The organism is Mesorhizobium sp. P160927 (assembly GCF_057766385.1).
In genome coordinates this window covers 3,184,876-3,205,745 of the sequence record NZ_JBYMDW010000001.1, presented here as the reverse complement: position 1 = coordinate 3,205,745, position 20,870 = coordinate 3,184,876, and the positions used below count along the sequence as shown (strand labels likewise).

21 protein-coding genes are annotated in these 20,870 nt (G+C 62.3%); 11 read left to right on the top strand and 10 right to left on the bottom strand.

Annotation, left to right across the window (positions count from 1 at the left end):
* Positions 1–99: 99 nt before the first annotated feature.
* From AC3CB8_RS15320 to AC3CB8_RS15305, 4 genes are all read left to right on the top strand, one after another.
* Complete coding sequence (locus AC3CB8_RS15320; RefSeq protein ID WP_023794926.1) at positions 100–2,253, top strand: transglycosylase domain-containing protein; 2,154 nt, start codon at positions 100–102, stop codon at positions 2,251–2,253.
* Positions 2,254–2,362: 109 nt separating this feature from the next.
* Positions 2,363–2,947, top strand: coding sequence for a DUF1214 domain-containing protein (locus AC3CB8_RS15315; protein ID WP_023794927.1), 585 nt, complete (start codon positions 2,363–2,365; stop codon positions 2,945–2,947).
* The gene (locus tag AC3CB8_RS15310; RefSeq protein ID WP_352548139.1) at positions 2,940–3,509 is read left to right on the top strand and encodes a DUF1254 domain-containing protein; all 570 of its coding nucleotides are present in this window, start codon (positions 2,940–2,942) and stop codon (positions 3,507–3,509) included. The genes AC3CB8_RS15315 and AC3CB8_RS15310 overlap by 8 nt, the downstream gene beginning before the upstream one ends.
* A 479-nt stretch (positions 3,510–3,988) precedes the next feature.
* Positions 3,989–5,044, top strand: coding sequence for a hypothetical protein (locus tag AC3CB8_RS15305; RefSeq protein WP_352564985.1), 1,056 nt, complete (start codon positions 3,989–3,991; stop codon positions 5,042–5,044).
* Here AC3CB8_RS15305 and AC3CB8_RS15300 read toward each other — a convergent pair.
* From AC3CB8_RS15300 to AC3CB8_RS15290, 3 genes are all read right to left on the bottom strand, one after another.
* Positions 5,022–5,369, bottom strand: coding sequence for a DUF1491 family protein (locus AC3CB8_RS15300; protein ID WP_023771563.1), 348 nt, complete (start codon positions 5,367–5,369; stop codon positions 5,022–5,024). The genes AC3CB8_RS15305 and AC3CB8_RS15300 overlap by 23 nt on opposite strands.
* A gap of 73 nt (positions 5,370–5,442) precedes the next feature.
* Positions 5,443–6,225: a peptidoglycan-binding domain-containing protein gene (locus AC3CB8_RS15295; protein ID WP_023794930.1), complete on the bottom strand. Its 783-nt coding sequence runs from the start codon at positions 6,223–6,225 to the stop codon at positions 5,443–5,445.
* On the bottom strand, positions 6,200–7,951 hold the full coding sequence (locus tag AC3CB8_RS15290) for a sensor histidine kinase (protein ID WP_352564983.1): 1,752 nt from the start codon (positions 7,949–7,951) through the stop codon (positions 6,200–6,202). The genes AC3CB8_RS15295 and AC3CB8_RS15290 overlap by 26 nt, the downstream gene beginning before the upstream one ends.
* Before the next feature lie 533 nt (positions 7,952–8,484).
* Between AC3CB8_RS15290 and AC3CB8_RS15285 the strand changes: the two genes are divergently transcribed.
* Positions 8,485–8,832, top strand: coding sequence for a DUF5330 domain-containing protein (locus tag AC3CB8_RS15285; RefSeq protein WP_023771560.1), 348 nt, complete (start codon positions 8,485–8,487; stop codon positions 8,830–8,832).
* Positions 8,833–8,932: 100 nt separating this feature from the next.
* A complete protein-coding gene (locus AC3CB8_RS15280) occupies positions 8,933–9,361 on the top strand; it encodes a SufE family protein (RefSeq protein ID WP_023784298.1) in 429 nt (142 codons plus the stop codon).
* Between the two features lie 87 nt (positions 9,362–9,448).
* Here AC3CB8_RS15280 and AC3CB8_RS15275 read toward each other — a convergent pair whose 3' ends face one another.
* Together AC3CB8_RS15275 and AC3CB8_RS15270 are read right to left on the bottom strand one after the other, a co-directional pair.
* On the bottom strand, positions 9,449–9,877 hold the full coding sequence (locus AC3CB8_RS15275) for a Ros/MucR family transcriptional regulator (protein ID WP_015318648.1): 429 nt from the start codon (positions 9,875–9,877) through the stop codon (positions 9,449–9,451).
* Between the two features lie 468 nt (positions 9,878–10,345).
* Positions 10,346–10,714 carry an SH3 domain-containing protein gene (locus AC3CB8_RS15270; RefSeq protein ID WP_352564981.1) on the bottom strand — a complete coding sequence of 123 codons (369 nt, stop codon included), beginning with the start codon at positions 10,712–10,714 and terminating at the stop codon, positions 10,346–10,348.
* 114 nt (positions 10,715–10,828) lie between these two features.
* Here AC3CB8_RS15270 and AC3CB8_RS15265 point away from each other — a divergent pair, with 114 nt between their 5' ends.
* The 3 genes from AC3CB8_RS15265 to AC3CB8_RS15255 all read left to right on the top strand — a co-directional run bounded on the left by AC3CB8_RS15265 (position 10,829) and on the right by AC3CB8_RS15255 (position 14,115).
* Positions 10,829–12,928 carry a S9 family peptidase gene (locus tag AC3CB8_RS15265; RefSeq protein ID WP_352564979.1) on the top strand — a complete coding sequence of 700 codons (2,100 nt, stop codon included), beginning with the start codon at positions 10,829–10,831 and terminating at the stop codon, positions 12,926–12,928.
* A gap of 19 nt (positions 12,929–12,947) precedes the next feature.
* Positions 12,948–13,574 carry a LysE family translocator gene (locus AC3CB8_RS15260; protein WP_352564977.1) on the top strand — a complete coding sequence of 209 codons (627 nt, stop codon included), beginning with the start codon at positions 12,948–12,950 and terminating at the stop codon, positions 13,572–13,574.
* A gap of 139 nt (positions 13,575–13,713) precedes the next feature.
* Complete coding sequence (locus AC3CB8_RS15255; RefSeq protein WP_023771554.1) at positions 13,714–14,115, top strand: SET domain-containing protein; 402 nt, start codon at positions 13,714–13,716, stop codon at positions 14,113–14,115.
* On the opposite strand, the gene AC3CB8_RS15250 is transcribed toward AC3CB8_RS15255, so the two are convergent.
* The 4 genes from AC3CB8_RS15250 to AC3CB8_RS15235 form a co-directional block, all read right to left on the bottom strand.
* The gene (locus AC3CB8_RS15250) at positions 14,112–15,062 is read right to left on the bottom strand and encodes a cytochrome c (protein ID WP_352564975.1); all 951 of its coding nucleotides are present in this window, start codon (positions 15,060–15,062) and stop codon (positions 14,112–14,114) included. The two genes, AC3CB8_RS15255 and AC3CB8_RS15250, sit on opposite strands and share 4 nt — an antisense overlap.
* Before the next feature lie 9 nt (positions 15,063–15,071).
* Positions 15,072–15,509 carry a c-type cytochrome gene (locus AC3CB8_RS15245; protein WP_352564973.1) on the bottom strand — a complete coding sequence of 146 codons (438 nt, stop codon included), beginning with the start codon at positions 15,507–15,509 and terminating at the stop codon, positions 15,072–15,074.
* Between the two features lie 155 nt (positions 15,510–15,664).
* Positions 15,665–16,267, bottom strand: a complete 603-nt coding sequence (locus AC3CB8_RS15240; protein ID WP_352564971.1) for a superoxide dismutase — start codon at positions 16,265–16,267, stop codon at positions 15,665–15,667.
* A 172-nt stretch (positions 16,268–16,439) separates the two neighbouring features.
* Positions 16,440–17,318 carry a branched-chain amino acid aminotransferase gene (locus tag AC3CB8_RS15235; RefSeq protein WP_352548117.1) on the bottom strand — a complete coding sequence of 293 codons (879 nt, stop codon included), beginning with the start codon at positions 17,316–17,318 and terminating at the stop codon, positions 16,440–16,442.
* A 155-nt stretch (positions 17,319–17,473) separates the two neighbouring features.
* Between AC3CB8_RS15235 and AC3CB8_RS15230 the strand changes: the two genes are divergently transcribed.
* On the top strand, positions 17,474–18,136 hold the full coding sequence (locus AC3CB8_RS15230) for a haloacid dehalogenase type II (protein ID WP_023771549.1): 663 nt from the start codon (positions 17,474–17,476) through the stop codon (positions 18,134–18,136).
* A gap of 171 nt (positions 18,137–18,307) precedes the next feature.
* Positions 18,308–19,132, top strand: a complete 825-nt coding sequence (locus tag AC3CB8_RS15225; RefSeq protein ID WP_023771548.1) for a L,D-transpeptidase — start codon at positions 18,308–18,310, stop codon at positions 19,130–19,132.
* A 35-nt stretch (positions 19,133–19,167) separates the two neighbouring features.
* On the opposite strand, the gene AC3CB8_RS15220 is transcribed toward AC3CB8_RS15225, so the two are convergent.
* Positions 19,168–20,715 carry a helicase HerA-like C-terminal domain-containing protein gene (locus AC3CB8_RS15220; protein ID WP_023771547.1) on the bottom strand — a complete coding sequence of 516 codons (1,548 nt, stop codon included), beginning with the start codon at positions 20,713–20,715 and terminating at the stop codon, positions 19,168–19,170.
* Positions 20,716–20,870 lie beyond the last annotated feature (155 nt).

The following is a 20,870-nucleotide window of genomic DNA, read 5'->3' as shown; positions in this document are numbered from 1 at the left end:
TGAGTGTCCGTAAATGGATGAATAGTCGGACAGGGTGCCGCCCTGAAATTGCCCGCTTGCGGTTTTCAGGTCGCGCCAGAACCGAGCCGGGTTTTTTGAATGGTCAGCCCTGAACCACGCAGAAGAAGAGGTCCGATCGCCGCCTGGTTGCTGGCGCTGGACGCGTGGCTCGATTCCTCGCTCTATGAAATCGGGTTCAAGGCGCGCCTGTTCTGGGAGGCCGCGACGATCTTCTCGCGGCGCTTCCGTCTCAAGGGCTGGCGCCGCGGCTTCATCGAACTTTTGAGCGAAGGTTTTACACTCGGCGCCGGCGGCATGGTGGTGATGCTGGCGCTGGCAATACCCGCTTTCCAGGATACCACCGGCGACTGGCGCGCCCAGGGCGACTTCGCCGTCACCTTCCTGGACCGCTATGGCAACGAGATCGGCCAGCGCGGCATCATCCAGCGCGATTCCGTGCCGGTCGACGAGATGCCGGACCATGTCATCAAGGCGGTGCTCGCCACCGAGGACCGCCGGTTTTTCGACCATTACGGTATCGACGTGCTCGGCCTGTCGCGCGCGATCTTCGAGAACGTGCGGGCGAATTCGGTCGTCCAGGGTGGCTCGAGCATCACCCAGCAGCTGGCCAAGAACCTGTTCCTGACCAATGAGCGCACGTTCGAGCGCAAGATCAAGGAGGCGTTCCTGTCGCTGTGGCTGGAGGCCAATCTGTCGAAGAAGGAAATCCTGCAGCTCTATCTCGACCGCGCCTATATGGGCGGTGGCACGTTCGGCATAGAGGCGGCGGCGGACTTCTATTTCGGCAAGAGCGTCAAGGACCTGAACCTTGCCGAGGCGGCGATGCTGGCCGGCCTGTTCAAGGCCCCGACCAAATACGCGCCGCATATCAACCTGCCGGCGGCGCGCGCGCGCGCCAACGTAGTGCTGTCCAACCTCGTCGATTCCGGCTTCATGACCGAAGGCCAGGTGCTGCAGGCCAGACTGCACCCGGCCGACGTCGTCGACCGCGGCGAACAGAAGAGCCCCGACTACTACCTCGATTGGGCCTTCGACGAGGTCAAGAAGATCGCCAAGCCCGGCCAGCACTCGCTGGTTGCCCACACCACCTTCGACGCCAACATCCAGAAGGCGGCGGAGGAGTCCGTCGAGTTCCACCTGCGCCAGTTCGGCAAGGAGTACAACGTCACCGAAGGGGCCGTGGTGGTCATCGAGACCAATGGCGCGGTGCGGGCGATCGTCGGCGGCCGCGATTACGGCGCCAGCCAGTTCAACCGCGCCACCAAGGCACTGCGCCAGACCGGCTCGTCGTTCAAGCCCTATGTCTACGCCACGGCGATGGAACACGGCTTCACGCCGAACTCGATCATTTCTGGCGGGCCGATCAGCTGGGGCAACTGGTCGCCGCACAATTACAGCGGCGAGTCGGCGGGCAACATCACGCTGATCATGGCGATGGCCAAGTCGATCAACACCGTGCCTGTGCGGCTGGCCAAGGACCATCTCGGCATCGCGCCGATCAAGGCATTGGCGGAATCGTTTGGGGTGGAATCGCCGCTCGAAGGGCACAAGACGATGGTGCTCGGCACCTCGGGCATGACGGTGATGGACCAAGCGACGGGCTACAGCGTGTTCGCTCAGAACGGCTTCGTCGGTTCCCGGCACGGCATCACCCAGCTCGTAACCCGCACCGGCGACGTGGTGTATGACTGGACCAAGGACGCGCCGCCGCCGCATCGCGTCCTGTCCGAGCAGGCCCTGAAGTCGATGAACACCATGCTGGCGGCCGTGCCGGTGATGGGCACGGCGCGGCGGGCGCAAATTCCCAACATCGTCGTTGCCGGCAAGACCGGCACCACGCAATCCTACCGCGATGCCTGGTTCGTCGGCTTCACCGGCAACTACACGGCGGCCGTGTGGCTGGGCAATGACGATTTCACCCCGACCAAGAACATGACCGGCGGCTCGCTGCCGGCGATGGTGTGGCAGCGGTTGATGGTCTACGCGCACCAGAACATCGACCTGAAGCCGATCCCGGGGATCGACAAGCCCTTCGTCGACGAGGAGGTCGCGGCCAAGGCCGCCGAGGCACAGAAGAAGAGCGAGGAGCAGGCAGCGGCCGATGCCGCCGCCGAGCGGCCGCCGGTGCTGTCCAGTCGGACCACACAGACGTTGCGGGACATGAGCCAGATGTTCCAGGCGGCCCCCAAACTCGACGCCCCCGCTCCACCCGAAAGGTTGTCGGCGCTGTGATATCCGCCCGCTGAGACAAGACCGACAGGGAAATCCATCACGCCTGCTTGCCACAAGGCCCCGCACCGCGATATCCCCGAACGGCAATTCCGCGCGCACCTGGCCCTTCATGCTCAAGAACGCCTTCCTGATGCTGATTTCGCTTGCCATAGCCATTGGCGGGGGCGGCGCCAGCGTCTGGTATGCGCTGAAGATCCAGGACGGTGTCGGCGCGATCAGGATCGGCCAGTGGACTGCCTTCCCCGACATCGGCACACCGGCCGCGGACCCCTATTCCAAGGCCCGCGTGGCCCGTGAGGGCGTGCTGGCGCTCGGTCGCGCCGAGGGGCTGTCCTTCGTGGCTGAAAAGGATGCCGCCGGCGACCAGCTCAAGCGGGAATGCGCCTACAGGATCGAGGGCGGGTTTCCGACAGCGCGGTTCTGGACGCTTTATGCCGCCGATCAATCGCTCGGCGTCGTCGAGACCGGCAAATCGCGGCTTGCGGCTCTTCAGTCCTACGAGGTGCTGCGCCAACCGGACAATTCCGTGATTATTTCCGTAGGCCATCAACCCATGCCGGGCAACTGGCTGCTGACCGACGGTTCTGGACGGATGTATTTCGTCCTGACCCTCTACGACACGCCGATCGCCAGCAGCACCGGCCTGTCAGACGTTTCGCTGCCCAGGATCGTCAAGGCGGGCTGCGATGCGTAGATTGCGTTCCGCGTTGCGCAGGCTTCTGCACGCCATCCTGCTCGGCCTCGTCGGCGCCGGCATCGTCCACATTGTCGTCCTGCTTCTGGTGCCGGAATTTTCGGAACGCGACGCCTGGTCGCGTCTCTCCATGGCTTCGGATCTCTACAAGATGAACCGGCTCGATGCCGAAGCGGGCGGCGCACCGGTGGTGAAATCGGTCGACCCGCTGTTCTACGCAACGGCCTGCCGCTTCGACCTCGAGGAAGGAATGGTCCGGATCAAGGCGCCGGGAGACGTCCCGTTCTGGTCGGTGTCGGTCTATGACCGCAGCGGTCACAACATCTATTCCTTCAACGACCACACGGCGGCGGGCGGCAAGCTGGATGCCGTCGTGCTGACGCCGGCGCAGATGATCGACGTGCGCAAGGACCTGCCCGAGGATCTTCAGGGAGCGATCTTCGTCGAGGCGCCCGTCGATGAAGGCATCTTCGTCATCCGCAGCTTCGTACCCGACGAGAGCTGGAAGCCGATCGTGTCGCGCTTTCTCGATCAGAGTTCCTGCGAGTTGCAGGATTTCTAAGCCGCGATCCTCGATCGCGGATCCGGAGCAGAGGGCCTGACGGACCACACCATGGCTTCAGCAAAGCTCAGTGGGGGACTGCTCAGTGATGGGGGACTGGCGTCCGTGGCGACCCCGGCTTGTCTGGCCCTGCAGGCCGGGCTTCGCCGGTGCTGGACCGCTCATAACGGATGCCGGGAAATATGATCACAGCCGCCGGTATTTCGGTGGTTTGCTTGGCTCGATTGGCCGGTGCCGCACGCGGCACGAAAGACAGTACCATGCCCATGATTCGCGCATTCCTCTCGGTTTCCCCGGAGCACAACGCCACGCCTCCAAATATCATTAAGGCCGGCAGAGGGTTAACGGAGCGCTAACGGATCGCCGCTAAATTGATCTTTGTTCCCGGGGTCAGAGAGTTCTGACCGAGGCAATCGCGAAACCGGCATAGTCCCGGTGCCGCGAGGTCGAGTGTGTATCTGGTGTCAGGCGTATCCTTCGTGTCATCTTCGGATTTCAGGCAAATCGCGATAAGGACGCAATCGGGAAAAGCCGAAAGGCTGTTCCGCGCCGCCGTTTCCGCGTTCTGCTCGCTGACGCGACCGTCGCGCCGGGAGATCGGCCAGCTCGAAGACCTGACGCTGCCTCTGTTCGACGATGTATCCGTCGAATCGCGGCGCTACGTGGCAGCCGCCCTTTCCGAATGCGAATACGCACCCGCGGCCCTGGTGCGGCGCCTCTGCGAGGAACCGGTCGACATTGCCGCTCCACTGCTCATCCGCTCGCGCGCCATCAGCGATATCGACCTGATCGCGCTGATTGGCCGGCATGGGTTGCCGCATGCGCGCGCCATAGCGCGGCGCAAGGACCTGAACCCGACCATCGCCGATCTGATCAGAGCGCTCGAAAGGCCGACCCTGGTGCGGAGGCGGGATCCGGACGCAGCCCCGGCGCAGAGCCTTGTCGTGCAGGCGCAAGCGACACCGGACAGCGCGACAAGCCAGCAAACGCCCCGCCAGCAAACGCCCGGCCAGCAAACGCCCGGCGTTGCCGCCGAGAGCGCGCGGCGCAAGCTGCGCTCCATGATGCGCACTGGCGACCAGGCCTTGGCGGCGAAGGTCGAGGCGTTTCCCGGTGCGGACACCTTTGTCAAACTGCGCGAGACGGCACTGACGGGAAACGCCGCGTTGTTCCACACCGCGCTAGCGGACGCTCTCGACATCGATTTTGCGATCGCGCAATCGCTGACCGCCCACCAGAATTATGCGCCGCTGCTTGCGGCGCTGCGCTCGCTCGACTTCAGCGAGGACCGGGCATTCCTGGTCACGGTCGCCGTCTATCCCGGCCTGTTCCCGCATCCCCAGGCCATCCGCACCTATCTCGACCGCTACCGCCTGCTGCATCGCGACGCTGCCCTGGATAAAGTGCGGGAGTGGAAGGCCGTAACCCTGTCCAAGGCGGTTCGCGGCAAACCACCGGCAAACGGCGACAGCCGCAAGGCCTCCAACAGCGACGAAGCCGACGCTCCCGACCTCAGGGCGTCTTCACGGAAATAAGCTGCTCGACGGGAACGCTCCCGGCCTCGATCTCGACCACCCAGATGTCGGGATCGAATTTTTTCTCGCGTTCCAGTCTCGCATCGAGTACGGCGGCATCCTCGCTGGCGGCGAGAAGGCTGAAAAAACGGTCTTCGGGCTTGGCCGAATCGTAGCTTGTCTGCGGTGCCGGCCCGTAGAGAGCCGTTTCACCCAGCCTGCCCCGCGCCAGGATGAACACGGCCCCGGCCTCCGTCGCACCGCGATTGACCACGGCAGCAAATCCGCCTGCGCTGAAAACCCGGCGCAACAGGGCCGAGACCCACAGATCAGCGGTTACACGCATGGAGGACTCCCGAGGACATGCGGGCCCTCTCTACCGAAATTTCCCGTGGAGGGCGAGGCGTCGTTTTCGGCCGTCAGTTGGTGAGGCCGATCTCGCGCATCTTGACATAGACGATCTCGTCGGGCTCGCCGGTCTGCGGCAAGCCGAACAGCGACTGGAACTCCTTGATCGCCGCCTTGGTGCGTGCGCCGACGACGCCATCCAGTTGCATGTCGTCATTGCCGAAGGCCTTCAGCCCGGCCTGGATCTTGACGATGCGGGGGTCAGGCCCCTGCAAAGCGGCATTCGCCTGTGCCTCGTTGGTCTGCAGGGACACGGGAACGGCGGCTGGCGGCATGTCAGGACGGGGTTGCGGTTTCGGCACGGCAGCCGTCTTCGGCGTTGCACCCAGTTGATCCAGGAGCAGCGCGTCGATCTCGCCCGAGGCGTTCAGTCCGACCTTCTGTTGATAGGCCTGTATGGCCTTGCGCGTGTTCGGGCCGGAGATGCCGTCGACGGTGCCGGAGTAGAAATCAAGGTCCTTCAATATGCCTTGCACCTGCTCGACCACCGGGTCGCCCTTTATCGGGGCGGGCGCGGCATTGGACCTCACGATGTTGATTGTCGTCTCGGGCTCGTCGGCGCCAGCGTGCGGAAAGCCCTGGAAATTGCGTGTGGCGAAAAACGCCCCGGCGTGCGGGAAAGGCTGATACCATAGCGCATTCGCCGAGACGTAGAATAGCGTCACCAGGAATGCGGTCGATCCTCCCACCAGGACAGGATTGCGCGAAATCATGCCGCCGACGGCGATGGCGCCGTCTTGAAAGGCATTGCCGCGGCGTTTGACCGCCTTAGCCTGTTTTGCGGAGCGAGCCATTTCCGTCCCCTTTCGCCCTCGTCACCGGCATTGTCAGCACTCCGGTCGGGTTGGCGGGGCGCCCCTTCGGCCCGCCGACCGGCAGGCTAATGGTCACCGTGGTGCCCTCGCCCGGCATGCTTTCGATCGACATGGTCCCTTCATGCAAGGCCACCAGCCCCTTCACCAGGGAAAGGCCAAGACCCGTGCCCTCGAAACGGCGGGTATAATCGTTCTGGATCTGCGTGAAGGGTTTGCCGAGATTGGCGAAATCCTCCTCGGCAATGCCGATACCGGTGTCCCTCACCCAGAAATGCAGACGTGAGCCGATCCGCTTGGCGCCGACGACGACATCGCCACCGTCAGGGGTGAACTTGATCGCGTTGGAAACGAGGTTGATGAGCATCTGCTGTACGGCACGGCGATCGGCATTGATATCGCCGGCGTCAGGGGCGATCTGCGTCTGCAGGTCGATATTCTTGGCCTGAGCCTGCAGCCGCATCATCGACTGGCACATGTCCACGGCTTCCACGAAACGGAACGGCTCCGGCTCGGTGGCGTAGACGCCCGATTCGATCCTCGATACGTCGAGTATGGATGTCACCACTGCCAGCAGATGCTGGCCCGAATCCCGTACCAGACCGACATATTCCTTCTGGCGCGGATCCTTGAAGGCGCCGAACATCTCGTGCAGCAGCATGTCGGAGAAGCCGATGATGGCGTTCAACGGCGTGCGCAGTTCATGGCTCACGACTGCCAGGAACCGGCCCTTGGCCACTTCGGCGGCGGCCGCCGTCTCATTGGCTTGCGCCAGTTCTTCGCGCAGTCGCGCCATCTCGTCATTCTGGCGCAGGACAAGCGTGAAGACGTCGCCTTGTTTCTCGCCACGCACCAGTTCGAGCGCGAATGGCTGGTAATTGTCGGCCACAAAGCCGTTTCCGTTGTGGGCGCCGTTGCCACTCTGGGGCAGCCTGATGCGCAATTCGAGGCGGCGCGACCGTGCACCGTCACGCATGTCGGCCAGGGCGCTGAGATAGGAGACACGGTCCGACAGGTGGACCCGGTCGAAGAGGCCCGTTCCAGATAACAGCTCAGGCGGCAATTTCAGAAGCGTACGCGCCTTGGCAGATGCATCCACGACTTCGCCGTGGCGGGCGACCCGCAAGACCACCGCGTCGATGATGTCTTCCAGTCGGTCACCCGAATGGAGCGTATCGGCCGCGCCGGAAGTGCCGCGAAAGGCCGATGCGCGCGGGATGAGGGCCAGCGCCCAGGCCAATGGCACCAGCCAGTGCCAGGCGGCGATGTGCGCGTCCGCGAATGGAAGGAAGGCAGCCGACAACGACGGAAGGGCGATGGCGATGACGGCTGTCGCGCCCCCCCATAATGCCGAACGCCGTGACGCGCCGATCCACCAGGCTTCGAATGGCAGCGCCAGGGCAAGCATGGCGACAGGTGAACTCAATCCGCCGGCGGCACCGATGAGACCGGCAAGGGCAATCGCCGCCATCGCCAGGGCGACCGGCCCCGCGGCAGCCATCTTGCCGGTCGCGGCTACCAGCAGGGCGACGAACCAGCACAGGCCGAAGGCCGCGAAAATGGCGGCCATGGTAACCGCGGCGCCCATCCCCGATGTAACCAGCGTGACCGCAGCACCCGCGGCAAAGAACGGCGCGGCCAGCATCACCCCGATGAAACGGCGCTGGCGCTCGCGGTCGCTCCGTTCGAGAACGCTGGGATGAACCATGCGCTCACAACCGGCCGCCATTGCACCAGGCAATTCAGCGTATCTGGCCTCGATCGGCATCAATTCAACGCACTCGCACTCGTCGTGAACAGCTCTGCTTTTGCAGATTGTCTTGATTGGCTTTGAAACTCGCATCCAGCGTTTAAGGAATGGATAAGGCAGGGCCGACCAAGGCCCGCCCTGCGGCAAATATCGGGATGGCGGCGGCCGAAAACCCGGTCAAATGCAGCCATAGTAAACGGAGGGTTATCCCGGCAGGCCTGTCATGGGACCGCCGGCCAAGTCACCGAAGCCGCTTTGTTTCATCAAAGACACAATTCATTCAACGGGATAGATGGTTATCGAATGGTGAGGAGAATCGTCCCGATATGAAACAAATCCGCAGCAAAACGTTTCGTTTCGAATTTGCCTAAAATTTGAGGAAAATTCTCGGCGATCATGCAAGCCGTCCTTCGTGCCTCTGTGCCAACATCCTGCCCATAAAAGAGGTCATGCCATATGATGCATGATCCGGTCACGACGAGAGGCAAGGCATGTTCTTCCTGATAAGAATGGCTTTCTGGTTTTCACTGGTGTTGCTGGCGCTGCCGCTGGGTGTCGGGTCCGATGAAACGGGCCAGGAAAGCGTCGGGCCGATCCAGGCTCTGTTCGCGGCGCGAGACGCAGTCGGCGACATCGCCGGTATCTGCGAACGCAAGCCCGATGTCTGCGAGACGGGTAAGTCGGCGATGCACACCATCACCGCACGCGCCAAGGAAACCGCCAAGATCGCGGCTGCCATGCTGGACGACAAATCCGCCGGTCCCGACACCTCGACAATGACGGGCAGCGTACCGGAAGTGGTCCTGCCTGAAACGGTCAACCTGCGGATAGACAATTAAGCCGTCTCGACGGCGCACCGCGGGCAGTCTGCCCTCTCGACGCCCGCGGTGTCCTTGTTTTTTCCGTGACGCGGCGCCGCCCCGTGACTATATCCGGGTCATGACGACCACGATCCAGACCATCCGCGACGACTTCTCGTTCCTTGACGAATGGGAGGATCGTTATCGTTACGTCATCGAACTCGGCGAAGCGCTGCCGCCCTTTCCCGATGCGGAGCGCAACGCCGCTAACAAGGTGCCAGGTTGCGTCAGCCAGGTCTGGTTGACCACCGGACGGGGTCCGGGCCCCGACCCCGTCATCACCTTTACCGGCGATTCGGACGCCCATATCGTGCGCGGATTGGTTGCGATCATGCTGGCGCTGTTTTCCGGAAAGACGGCCAGCGAAATCCAGAAAACCGATGCGGAAGCGACGCTGAAGGCACTCGGCCTCGACGAGCACCTGTCGCCCCAGCGTGCCAACGGCCTTCGCTCGATGGTCAAGCGCATCAAACGCGATGCCGAGATGGCGCTCGCCCAGACTGCCTGACCGACCGGTCGATCTTCCACCCACCCCCTGAAATCAAACGGCGCCCGAAGGCGCCGTTTGATTTCAATCCAATCTGGCAAGTAGCGACTACCGCGCCGCCTTGCGCTTGCGGCCGAGACCCATCTTCTTGGCAAGCTGCGAGCGGGCCGCCGCGTAGTTCGGGGCAACCATCGGATAGCTTGGGTCCAGGTTCCACTTTTCACGATACTGATCGGGCGTCAGATCGTAGTGGGTCATCAGGTGACGCTTGAGCGACTTGAACTTCTTGCCGTCTTCAAGACAGACAATGTAATCGTCATGAACCGAACGCTTCGGGTTGACAGCCGGCTTCTGCTTGTCCGCAGGCGCCTGTTCGACGGTTCCGCCCACACGCCCGAGGGCGGCATGGACATCGGATATCAGGTTCGGCAGTTCGCCGACCGGCACGGGATTGTTGCTGACATAGGCTGCCACCACATCGGCGGTGAGCTCGATCAGCGCGTCATTGTTTCTGGAAGGTGTTTCGACAATATCCATGGTCTTCAGGCCCCAACAAGAGTTACGTCGGTCTGTGCCCCTTTTTACAGGCAGGGCATCGCACGAATTTGCGCACATAGAGCTGCTGCGATTCGTGTTACGGGGACATCAATGCGGCCGCAGGTCAAGTAAGTCAATTCGCTGTGTGCATTATATTTGTGAATGTTGGTCAACTATTGCGCGATCAGCTTCAATCTTTCGTGCATCATGTAATTTTTCGATATTTCGCCCGCCAAACCGACAAAGCCTGACGTAACGTCAGCCCACCATTACATTCGGGATAACTCACAAATCAGGTTTCAATGCTCTCGTTTGCTTTGCCGTCGCTTCGGCAAACTTGGTTGTTCTCATCTGTCCTCAAAACCACAGGTTGCCGCTCATCTCTGTCGGGCGGGCAACCAGGCGACATGCCCGCCGGCCGAACCCGTGGGGGCCAAAATCGATGGTGTTCAATACGGGATATGGTGTTCAATACGGGATAATGTATCTGCCATATGCCCAGCCGGTCACTAAGGTGCCGTTCTTGGCCGGCTCATGCCAGATTTCGCACCAGCGATAGCGAACCGTCTGCTGCTGTTTCCATGCCGGTTGATTGGCGATATCGAGCAGGTTTATGCCGCCGGTGCATCGTCCGGTCATCTGTAGGACGGTCCCGTTCGGATAGGCGGCCTGCTTCTGGGATGTTCCCGACGGATATTTGCGCACATTCAGCGTGTCGCCGAACGGCACATTGGCCACTTGCCAAGCCGAAAATACGGTCGCATGAGACTGGCCGGCAAAGGCCAGACCTAGCGAAGCGACGGCGAAAACCGCAGCAATACGAGACCGAATGCTCATCTTCTCTCCTCCCGGCCGTCACATGGGCCGACACCACCTCTACGCCACGGCTCTTGAACCTGCCCTGATCGGCGTGTTCATTCGTCATTCAAGATATTTCCAGAGCGAGACGCAATGACCAGGACTTCCCGATTTCCAATCGCCAGCGCCCCTGCCCCCGAGAAAAGGCCCGTCTCGGACACGCATCACGGCAAAACGCGAACCGATGAATATGCCTGGCTGCGAGCGGATAACTGGCAAGAAATGTTCAGGGATCCTTCCTTGCTCGATCCTCGGATCCGCGCCGAACTCGAAGCCGAGAATACCTATCAGTCGACGCTGATGGCCGACACGTCAGATCTGCAAAAGCAGCTTTTCAAGGAGATGAAGGGCCGCATCAAGGAAGATGATTCTTCCGTTCCCATGAAGGACGGGCCTTATGCCTACGGCTCTTCCTTCAAGCTCGGCGGCGAGCAGCCGCGCTATTTCCGAACGCCGCGCGGCGGCGGACCCGAGCAGATCCTGCTTGACGGCGACGCCGAGGCCGAGGGCAAGGCCTATTTCCGGCTTGGCGGCGTCGATCATTCGGCCGATCATAGCAAGCTCCTGTGGGCCTTCGACGACAAGGGTTCGGAATTCTACACGCTGCGTGTGCGCGACCTTGCCGACGGCAAGGAACTGGCGGACCAGATAAAGGCCACCGGCGGTTCGGGGGTCTGGGACGCGGGCAATGACGGGTTCTTCTACACGCGTCTCGACCCCAACCACCGGCCGTCGAAGGTGCTGTTCCACGCACTGGGGCAGACCCCTGAAAACGACCGGCTGATCTATGAGGAAACCGACCCCGGCTTCTTCATGAACGTCGACGGGACCCGCAACAATCAATGGATCATGATCGGCATCAACGATCACGAGACTTCGGAATGCCGCCTGTTGAGCGCCAGCGATCCATTTGCCGAGCCGAAGCTGGTTTCGGCGCGCGAGACCGGCCTTCAATATGAACTTGAGGAAGGCGGCGACATTTTCTTCGTGCTGACGAACGCGGACGGTGCCAAGGACTTCAAGATCATGACGGCGCCGGCGAGCGACCCGGTCCGCGCCAACTGGCAGGAACTGGTGCCGCATGAACCGGGCCGGCTGATCCTGTCGGTGATCGGCTTCAAGGACCACATGGTCCGGCTCGAGCGCAAGGAAGGCCTGCCACGCATCGTCGTGCGGGATCGGGCCAGCGGCGAAGAGCATCTGATTTCCTTCGATGAGGAAGCCTTCTCGCTCGGCCTTTCAGGGTCGCTGGAATACGACACCGAGATGATGCGTTTTTCCTACTCGTCGATGACGACACCGTCGCAGATGTTCGACTACAACATGCGCACTCGTGAGCGTGTGCTGCTCAAGACCCAGGAAGTGCCGTCCGGCCACGACCCGCATCTCTACGTTACGAGGCGGCTGATGGCGCCAGCGGCCGACGGCGAACTGGTGCCGATCTCGCTTCTGCATCACCGCGACACGCCGCTGGATGGCTCCGCGCCATGTCTGCTCTACGGTTACGGCTCCTACGGTATCACCGTGCCGGCGGCCTTCAACACCAACTGGTTCTCGCTGGTGGACCGCGGGTTCGTCTTTGCCATTGCCCACGTGCGCGGCGGCAAGGACAAGGGATATGGCTGGTACGACGACGGCAAGCGGGCGCACAAGATGAACACCTTCACCGATTTCATCGCCTGCGCCCGCCACCTCGTTGCCGAGCGCTATACCGTGCATGACCGGATCGTCGCGCAAGGCGGCTCGGCCGGCGGTATGCTGATGGGCGCCATCGCCAACATGGCGCCGGATTGCTTCGGCGGCATCGTAGCCGAGGTTCCCTTCGTCGATGTACTCACCACCATGCTCGACGCAACCCTGCCGCTGACCCCGCCGGAATGGCCGGAATGGGGCAATCCAATCGCGTCGGCCGACGATTACCTTACGATCGCCGCCTATTCGCCATACGACAATGTCGCCGCGCTCGACTATCCCCCGATCCTGGCGCTCGCCGGTCTCACCGATCCGCGCGTCACCTATTGGGAGCCGGCCAAATGGGTTGTGCGGCTGCGCGACCGCAAGATCGGCGACAATCCGGTACTGTTCAAGATCAACATGGATTCCGGCCATGCTGGTGCCTCCGGCCGGTTTTCACGCCTGGAGGAGATCGCCTATACTTATGCCTTCACGCTGAAGGTTACGGACAAGGCATAGCTCACGGAGGAACGCCGCGATGATCGATCTGTCCACAGCGATAGCCTACATGGCGGTTGTGTTCGGCTTTGTCTTCATTCCGGGCCCGGCCACGCTGTTGACGATCGCCCGCGCAACGAGTTCGGGGACGAGGGTCGGGATAGCCACCGGCGGTGGGATCGCGGCCGGCGATGTGTTTCATACCGTCATGGCGATGGTCGGGATCTCGGCGATCATCGCCACATCGGCGACGCTGTTCAGCATCGTAAAGTATATCGGCGCGGCCTACCTCGTTTACCTCGGCATTCGGGCCATCATCGAGAAAGTGCCAACCGATCCGACCGCCGGCGCGCTTGCAACCTCCGCCGGCAAGGCGTTTCGACAGGCTGTCCTGACCGAGGTGCTCAACCCCAAGACCGCGCTTTTCTTCCTGGCGTTCCTGCCTCAGTTCGTGCGGCCCGAAAACGGATCAGTGATGGTTCAATTGGCCGTATTGGGGATCATCTTCGTCATGCTGGGGCTTTTCAGCACGGTCGTGTTTGCCGTGAGCGCAGGGCGGCTCGGCGGTTTCCTGCGCCGAAATCCGACAGTGCTGAAATGGCAAGGCAAGGTTGTCGGCGGCATCTACTGCGCCCTGGGTGTCCGCCTCGCCTTGCAACAGCGCTGAGGTCAGGCGACCCACGTCGGCATGATCATCACTTTTTGAATTCCGCGCGGCTCATTTCCGCTCGCAATTGCGACGGTCGCGCGCTACCCAAAGCACGATTTTCCCGGGCACGACGCCCGCACTTGCACAAGGGTCCACTATGCTGCTCGTCGACGTCTATCTCGACAAATCGCCGATCCAGGGCATCGGTGTGTTTGCCAAGAACCATATTGCCAAGGGCACGCTGGTGTGGAAGCTCGACCCTCGGTTCGATCGGATCATCGACGTCGAGACCTATGAGGGCGAAACCGGGCCGGTGAAGAACTATCTCGACCGCTATTCCTATCCCGACCGTCGCGATCCGGCCTATATCGTCTTCGAAGCCGACGACGCCCGCTACATGAACCATGACGACGAGCCGAATTGCGATGTCTCGTCGCCCGAGGAGACCTACGCCTTGCGCGACATCGCGCCTGGCGAGGAAATGACCTGCAACTACAACCTTTTCTTCGAAACGGGCTTCGATTTCCTCGGCGATCGCCACCTGCAGTCCGAGGATTAGTTCGTACTTTTCTTGCGCGCCGGATAGCCGTTGGGATGCGGCGGCACCGCCTTGAGATAGGCAGCAATCGCCGCACGGTCCTCCGCCGTCAGCTCGGCCATGTTGCGCTGAACGTCCACCATGGCGCCGCCGACGGAATCGAAATCCGGCGTGAATCCGGTTTCGAGGTAATTTGCGATGTCGGACGCGGACCAGCTGCCGATACCTCCCTCGCCCGAAGTGATGTTCGGCACGACGCCCGAGCCCTCGGCGGCCACCGCACCGGCCAGCCATTCGCTTTTCCTGGTGCCGCCAGCCAAGTCGCGCGGCGTATGGCATTCGCCGCAATGACCCGGCCCTTCGACCAGGTAGCGGCCTGACATCACAGGGTCTGACGCGCCATCAGGCAGGGGCACGACAGGCTTGTCACTGAGATAGAGCCGCTTCCACAAACCAATGCCGCGCCGGATGCTGAACGGGAACGCCAGCGAATTGCCTGGCGCCTTGCCGGCGACGGCGGGAAGCGTCTTCAAGAAAGCATAGAGGTCGGCGACATCTGACGGTTTCATGCGAGCATAGGAGGCATAGGGGAATGCCGGATAGAAATGCTCGCCCGAAGGCGACACACCTTTCAGCAGGGCGTTAGCGAGATCCCCGACCGACCATGCGCCGATGCCGTCCTTGGGATCTTGCGAAATATTGGGCGGAACAAAGGTGCCGAATGGCGTCTTGAGTTCAAGCCCGCCTACGAGCTGAAGGCGTGCGTCGCCCTGCGACCCGGGCTTGGCATGGCAGGAGGTGCAGCCGCCGGCATAGAAGATACGCTTGCCCCGGGCAACATCGCCTGGGCCGAGTTGCGCCAGGGTCGCCGCATCAAGCGTGACCGGTGCCGACAGCAGCCACCCCGCCGACGCGCCGGCGACGCCCAGGACGAGGGCCGCGACGACGAGTTTCTTCAGCCATGCCATGGCTGGCGATCAGCCCTTTTTGACCCTGTAGCCCTGGTGGCAGGTACCACAGTCCGAGCCGATGGTGCCGATCTGCGTCTTCAGTGCATCGACGTCGGCCGGAGCCGCCGCGACCGCAGCCTTGACATCGGCGAGATACTTATCCTCGGCCGCCTTGAAGCCAGCCATGTCTTCCCAGATTTTTGGCGACGCCGTGGTGTCGCCGCGGTCGGTGCCCTTCGGGAACAAGGCCTCTACATCGAACTTCTCGGCATTTGCCTGCAGTGCCTGCAACTGGGTCAGCACCGCGGCGGCATCAAAGGGCTCCTCGCCCTTGACCACTTTCGACAGGCCGCCGACGATCTTTCCGCGTTCCTTCATCAGAGCCTGCCGGTCGAGGATCGGATCGGCAAAGGCCGCCGATGCGGCGAGTGCGAGCATGGAGATGGCGATGACAAGCTTTCTCATTCATTTGGCTCCGTGGTGAGGCATTTCAGGACACGACGTTAACGGATGCGGAGGTGGAATATTCCCATTCTCCCGCATGAAATTGCACGACCCTTGCCGTGGGGTTCGAAACGAAAAGAAAAGGCCCGGGGGTGCCGGGCCTTTCGGAAGACTGATCAGGAATTCGCCTTTTCGTAGAGTTCGAGCACGTGATCCCAGTTGATAAGGCTATCTACGAAGGCCTCGAGGTATTTCGGCCGGGCGTTGCGATAATCGATGTAGTAGGAGTGCTCCCAGACGTCGACGCCGAGGATCGGCGATGCGCCATGAACCAGCGGGTTCTCGCCGTTCGGTGTCTTCGAGATCGCCAGCTTTCCGTCCTTGGCCGAAACCCAGGCCCAGCCCGAACCGAACTGCGTGGTGCCGGCGGCAATGAAATCAGCCTTGAACTTGTCGTAGCCGCCGAGATCGCTGTCGAAAGCCTTCTGCAGCGCGCCAGGGAGCTTGTTGCCGCCGCCGCCCTTCTTCATCCATTTCCAGAAATGGATGTGATTGTAGTGCTGGGCGGCGTTGTTGAAGAGACCGGCATTCTTGCCGAACGATTGCTTCACCACCTCTTCGACCGAAAGATCCCCAAGGCCGGCTTCGGCGGCGAGCTTGTTGCCGTTGTCGACATAGGCCTTGTGATGCTTGTCGTGGTGATACTCCAGCGTCTCTTTGGACATATAGGGCTGCAGGGCCTCATAGTCGTAGGGCAGAGCGGGCAATTCGAAAGCCATGGGTAGTACTCCCTCGTGGAAAATCCGGTGTGGATACCGGAGTAAGATAGGTCGGGATTGAGCTGGAGCAACTCCGGAAGTGAAGCGCCGGTTCCCTTTCTAAGCGGGTTCCCGGGAACTGTCACACGCTTTTCCTGCGACCAGCCGCGCGGCGACAAAAAGGCCGGCTATCTCAGCCAGCCGAGGTCGAATGCGCCCACTCCCAATAGAGTTCACGTGCTTTCTTGGCCACCGGGCCGGGTTGCAGATCGCGGCTCTCCATGCGGGTGACCGGCACCACCTTGGAGTGGTTGCCGGTCGAGAAGATTTCGTCCGCTTCGAGGAAATCCCGCACCGACAGCGTCTTTTCAGTCGTCGTGAACCCATAGTCGCCGAGCAGCGTCATCGTGCGCGCGCGGGTAATGCCGGACAGGAAGGTTCCGTTCGGCGCCGGCGTCAGCACATGGCCGTCCTTGACCAGGAAGATGTTCGAGCTTCCCGTCTCCGCGACATTGCCCAGCATGTCGAGCACAAGCGCGTTGTCGAAGCCGCGCGCCTTGGCCTCTAGGATGGCGCGACCGTTGTTGGGATAGAGGCAGCCGGCCTTGGCGTTGGTCGGCATGGTTTCGATGGTCGGGCGCCGGAATGGCGACACGGTCACCGAAAAGCCGGTCGGCGAGATCATCGGCGATTCATAGAGGCAAAGGCAGAAACGGGTCGAGGCGGGATCGGCCGGCACGCCCATGTAGCCGCCATGCTCGGCCCAGTACATCGGCCTGATGTAGACCGCCGTCTTACCATCGAATCTCTTCAACCCGTCCCAGGTCAGCCCGACGATCTGCTCGGGCGTCATGTTCGGCGCCAGCCCAAGCGCGATCGCCGAGGCATTGACGCGTGCGGCATGAAGTTCGAGATCGGGCGCCACGCCTTCGAACCAGCGCGCCCCGTCGAACACGCTGGTGCCGAGCCACATGGCATGGCTGCGCGGCCCGAGAATGGCGACATTGCCTTCGTACCAATCGCCATCGACGAAAGTCCATGTCGCGGATTGCGCCGCCGCCGCCAGTGTCATCGCGTTTTCCCGTTCCGGTCAATCTTGTGTGACAACATTGGATGATGCTTTGACCGCCGCCGTCAACCAGCATTGGGGAGTTTTGTTGAGGCCAGCGACGGGTGCGCTGCAATCAAGGCTTGCACCTTGTCCCGCCTCGCCTCAAAACTGTTGCCATGCAATACGCCGCCTACGTGTTCGATGCCTATGGCACGCTGTTCGACGTGCACGCCGCCGTGCGCCGCCATGCGGACGCGATCGGCCCGGACGGCCAACTCCTGTCCGAAATCTGGCGCGCCAAACAGCTCGAGTATTCCTGGGTTCGCACGCTGATGGGCGCCTATGTCGATTTCTGGCAGCTGACCGAACAGGCGCTGGACTTCGCCTTGCGCAAGGTCCCTTCGGCCGATCCGAGCCTTAAGGCGAAACTGCTGGAAGCCTATTGGCGACTGGACTGTTATCCCGAAGTGCCCGCCGTCCTGAAAGCGCTCAAGGCTTCGGGCGCCAGGCTGGCGATCCTCTCCAACGGTTCGCCCGAAATGCTGGAGGCAGCGGTCAAGTCGGCGGCACTCGACCAGGTCCTGGACGACATCTATTCGGTCGATGCGGTGCGTCGCTTCAAGACCGATCCTGTTGTCTACGACGTGGTCGCCACCGGATGGCGCCTCTACCCCGGCGCGGTCTCCTTCCAGTCCTCCAACCGCTGGGACATTGCGGGCGCCACCAAATTCGGCTTCCGCACGGTCTGGATCAACCGCTCCAACCAGCCGGAGGAATACCAGGACTTGCCACCGGCCCTGATCCTGCCATCGCTGGAGGCCCTCGTATCGGGCGCCTAGCTGGCCTGTGGCCCCAGCGCCACAGTGGCGGCGCAGTCACAGCTTCGCCTTTGTTTGTCCACGTTCGGGCCAGAATCGGAACCGCCTATCGCCTCAGGTGTTGTCAGGCACCCGCAGCGAACGTCGGCGTGTTGACGCTTTGTTGCTATTTGAGTCTTGAAGAAGGCAGCCATGTCCATAACCGAAATCGAATCCTATCGCCTGAGCCGTCGCGGCTTCCTCAACGCCGCAGCCCTGGGCGCCGCCTCGATCGCGGTTTCCGCATGCGCCACTACCGGACCGGGGCCAGCCGAGCCGCCGCCACCAACCTATGTCGAGCCTCCGCTCGCCGACTATGCGTCGATGTACGCGGCGGTCAACGATGGCGGCTTCGATCTGCCGGCCATCCCCGTCGACAGGATCGATCCGCAGTTCCTGCGCCAGATCGTCCCCGACCCGACCGGGCAGAAGCCGGGGACCATCGTCGTCGATACGACAGGCCACTTCCTCTATCTGGTTCGCCCGGGCGGCCAGGCCATTCGCTATGGGGTCGGCCTTGGTCGCGCCGGCTTCGAATGGTCGGGCGACGCCGTCGTCCAGTGGAAGCAGAAATGGCCGAAATGGACGCCGCCGGATGAGATGATCGCCCGCCAGCCGGAATTGAAGCAGTACAGCGCCGACAATGGCGGCATGCCTGGCGGCTTGAAGAACCCGCTCGGCGCACGTGCGCTCTATCTCTTCCAGGGCAATGTGGACACGCTCTATCGCCTGCACGGCTCGCCGGAATGGCGCTCGATCGGCAAATCGGTGTCGTCGGGCTGCGTGCGCCTGATGAACCAGGACATTATCGACCTTTATGACCGCGTGCCCTCGAAAACGCCGGTCATCGTGACCAGCGACGCTCGCCAGCCGATGGTGGCGACGGCCAACCACAAGGCGATCCCGATCGATGCCGGCGTGCCGGATGGATCGGTGCTGCTCGGCCCAGTCAAAGCGGTCACGAACGCGATCTTCTGAGTTTCAGGGGACAGCGGCGTTGCCGCTGCCCCGATCTACCGCCCCCGCGACAGGCTGCCCAATATTCCGCGCACAATGGCACGTCCGACCGACGAGCCGACCGAGCGAACCACCGACTTGATCGCCGCCTCGGCCACTGTCTGGCGATTGGAGGGGCGCGGCGCCGGCGCGCGCCGGCCACCGGACCGCGGCGCCGGATCGTCATTGCCGAAGCCTGGAATGGTCCAGCGCGAGCCGCCGGTGCCGGTCTGCTGCGCCTGCGCCTCGGCGTCCTGCGCCTGCTTGGCCTTCTTCTGCAGCATTTCGAAAGCCGATTCGCGGTCGATAACCTGGTCATACTGGCCGGTGACCGGGCTTTCCCCGATCAGCTTCTGCCGCTCGGCCGGGGTGATGGGTCCAAGCCGCGATGACGGCGGGCGGATCAGCGTGCGCTGGACCATGGACGGAATGCCCTTGGCCTCCAGGGTCGACACCAGCGCTTCGCCGGTGGCGAGTTGGGTGATGGCGGTGCCGCAGTCGAAATCGGGATTGGGCCGGAAAGTTTCGGCCGCCGTCCTCACCGCCTGCTGCTCGCGGGGCGTGTAGGCGCGTAACGCGTGCTGCACGCGGTTGCCGAGCTGGGCCAGGACCTTTTCGGGGATATCCAAGGGGTTCTGCGTCACGAAATAGACGCCGACGCCTTTCGAGCGGATCAGGCGGACCACCTGCTCGACCCGGTCGATCAGCACCTTCGGCGCCTCGTCGAACAAGAGGTGCGCCTCGTCGAAGAAGAACACCAGCTTCGGCTTGTCGGGGTCGCCAACCTCGGGCAGTTCCTCGAACAGCTCCGACATCAGCCAGAGCAAGAACGTCGCGTAGAGGCGCGGATTCATCATCAGCTTGTCGGCGGCCAGCACGCTGATGGCGCCGCGCCCGTCCCGGGTGGTGCGCATGATGTCGGCAATGCGCAAAGCCGGCTCGCCGAAAAAGTTCGCCGCGCCCTGCTGCTCAAGGACCAGAAGCGTGCGCTGAATCGCCCCCACCGACGGCTTGGTGACGTTGCCATAACGGGCGCTGATTTCTTCGGCTCGCTCCGCGATGTTGGCGAGCAGCGCCTGCAGGTCCTTGAGGTCGAGGAGAAGAAGGCCCTCTTCATCGGCAATGCGGAAGGCAATGTTCATGATGCCTTCTTGCGCGTCGGTCAGGTTCATCAGCCGCGACAGAAGCAGCGGTCCCATTTCCGAAATGGTCGCGCGGATGGGGTGGCCCTGCTCGCCGAACAGGTCCCAGAAGATGACGGGAAATTCCTGGAAGTCGTACGGGTCGAGCTTGACCTGTTCTGCCCGCTTGACCAGGAAATCCTGGGCGGTGCCCATCATGGCGATGCCGGAAAGGTCGCCCTTGATGTCGGCGCAGAAGACCGGCACGCCGGCGTTGGAAAATCCCTCCGCCAGGATCTGCAAGGTGACGGTCTTGCCGGTACCGGTGGCGCCGGTCACCAGGCCGTGGCGATTTCCGTATTGCAGCAGCAGGTTTTCGGCGCGCTGATAGCTGTCGTCGGGTTTGCGGCTGGCGCCGATGAAAATACTAATGTCGTCAGCCATAGGTCGGGTCTCCGCAAAACTGATGTGGTCCAAAGCCAGCCTTTGCCCGAAGGTATAGTGAGGCCGCCGCACAGCGACAATGACAATTGTCCAAGGCGGGGCCAATCAGCCAATCAGGGCTATCGTCCAAATCGGACCAGTCGCCAAAATCGGAT

Bases quoted from the DNA above. Each gene is read 5' to 3' on its own strand.
- AC3CB8_RS15280 (WP_023784298.1), top strand. From the start codon at position 8,933: ATGACGACCACGATCCAGACCATCCGCGACGACTTCTCGTTCCTTGAC.
- AC3CB8_RS15225 (WP_023771548.1), top strand. From the start codon at position 18,308: ATGTCCATAACCGAAATCGAATCCTATCGCCTGAGCCGTCGCGGCTTC.
- AC3CB8_RS15240 (WP_352564971.1), bottom strand. From the start codon at position 16,267: ATGGCTTTCGAATTGCCCGCTCTGCCCTACGACTATGAGGCCCTGCAG.
- AC3CB8_RS15285 (WP_023771560.1), top strand. From the start codon at position 8,485: ATGTTCTTCCTGATAAGAATGGCTTTCTGGTTTTCACTGGTGTTGCTG.
- AC3CB8_RS15220 (WP_023771547.1), bottom strand. From the start codon at position 20,715: ATGGCTGACGACATTAGTATTTTCATCGGCGCCAGCCGCAAACCCGAC.
- AC3CB8_RS15265 (WP_352564979.1), top strand. From the start codon at position 10,829: ATGACCAGGACTTCCCGATTTCCAATCGCCAGCGCCCCTGCCCCCGAG.
- AC3CB8_RS15295 (WP_023794930.1), bottom strand. From the start codon at position 6,225: ATGGCTCGCTCCGCAAAACAGGCTAAGGCGGTCAAACGCCGCGGCAAT.
- AC3CB8_RS15320 (WP_023794926.1), top strand. From the start codon at position 100: ATGGTCAGCCCTGAACCACGCAGAAGAAGAGGTCCGATCGCCGCCTGG.
- AC3CB8_RS15235 (WP_352548117.1), bottom strand. From the start codon at position 17,318: ATGACACTGGCGGCGGCGGCGCAATCCGCGACATGGACTTTCGTCGAT.
- AC3CB8_RS15275 (WP_015318648.1), bottom strand. From the start codon at position 9,877: ATGGATATTGTCGAAACACCTTCCAGAAACAATGACGCGCTGATCGAG.
- AC3CB8_RS15245 (WP_352564973.1), bottom strand. From the start codon at position 15,509: ATGAGAAAGCTTGTCATCGCCATCTCCATGCTCGCACTCGCCGCATCG.
- AC3CB8_RS15310 (WP_352548139.1), top strand. From the start codon at position 2,940: ATGCGTAGATTGCGTTCCGCGTTGCGCAGGCTTCTGCACGCCATCCTG.
- AC3CB8_RS15260 (WP_352564977.1), top strand. From the start codon at position 12,948: ATGATCGATCTGTCCACAGCGATAGCCTACATGGCGGTTGTGTTCGGC.
- AC3CB8_RS15300 (WP_023771563.1), bottom strand. From the start codon at position 5,369: ATGCGTGTAACCGCTGATCTGTGGGTCTCGGCCCTGTTGCGCCGGGTT.
- AC3CB8_RS15270 (WP_352564981.1), bottom strand. From the start codon at position 10,714: ATGAGCATTCGGTCTCGTATTGCTGCGGTTTTCGCCGTCGCTTCGCTA.
- AC3CB8_RS15250 (WP_352564975.1), bottom strand. From the start codon at position 15,062: ATGGCATGGCTGAAGAAACTCGTCGTCGCGGCCCTCGTCCTGGGCGTC.
- AC3CB8_RS15315 (WP_023794927.1), top strand. From the start codon at position 2,363: ATGCTCAAGAACGCCTTCCTGATGCTGATTTCGCTTGCCATAGCCATT.
- AC3CB8_RS15255 (WP_023771554.1), top strand. From the start codon at position 13,714: ATGCTGCTCGTCGACGTCTATCTCGACAAATCGCCGATCCAGGGCATC.
- AC3CB8_RS15230 (WP_023771549.1), top strand. From the start codon at position 17,474: ATGCAATACGCCGCCTACGTGTTCGATGCCTATGGCACGCTGTTCGAC.
- AC3CB8_RS15290 (WP_352564983.1), bottom strand. From the start codon at position 7,951: ATGGTTCATCCCAGCGTTCTCGAACGGAGCGACCGCGAGCGCCAGCGC.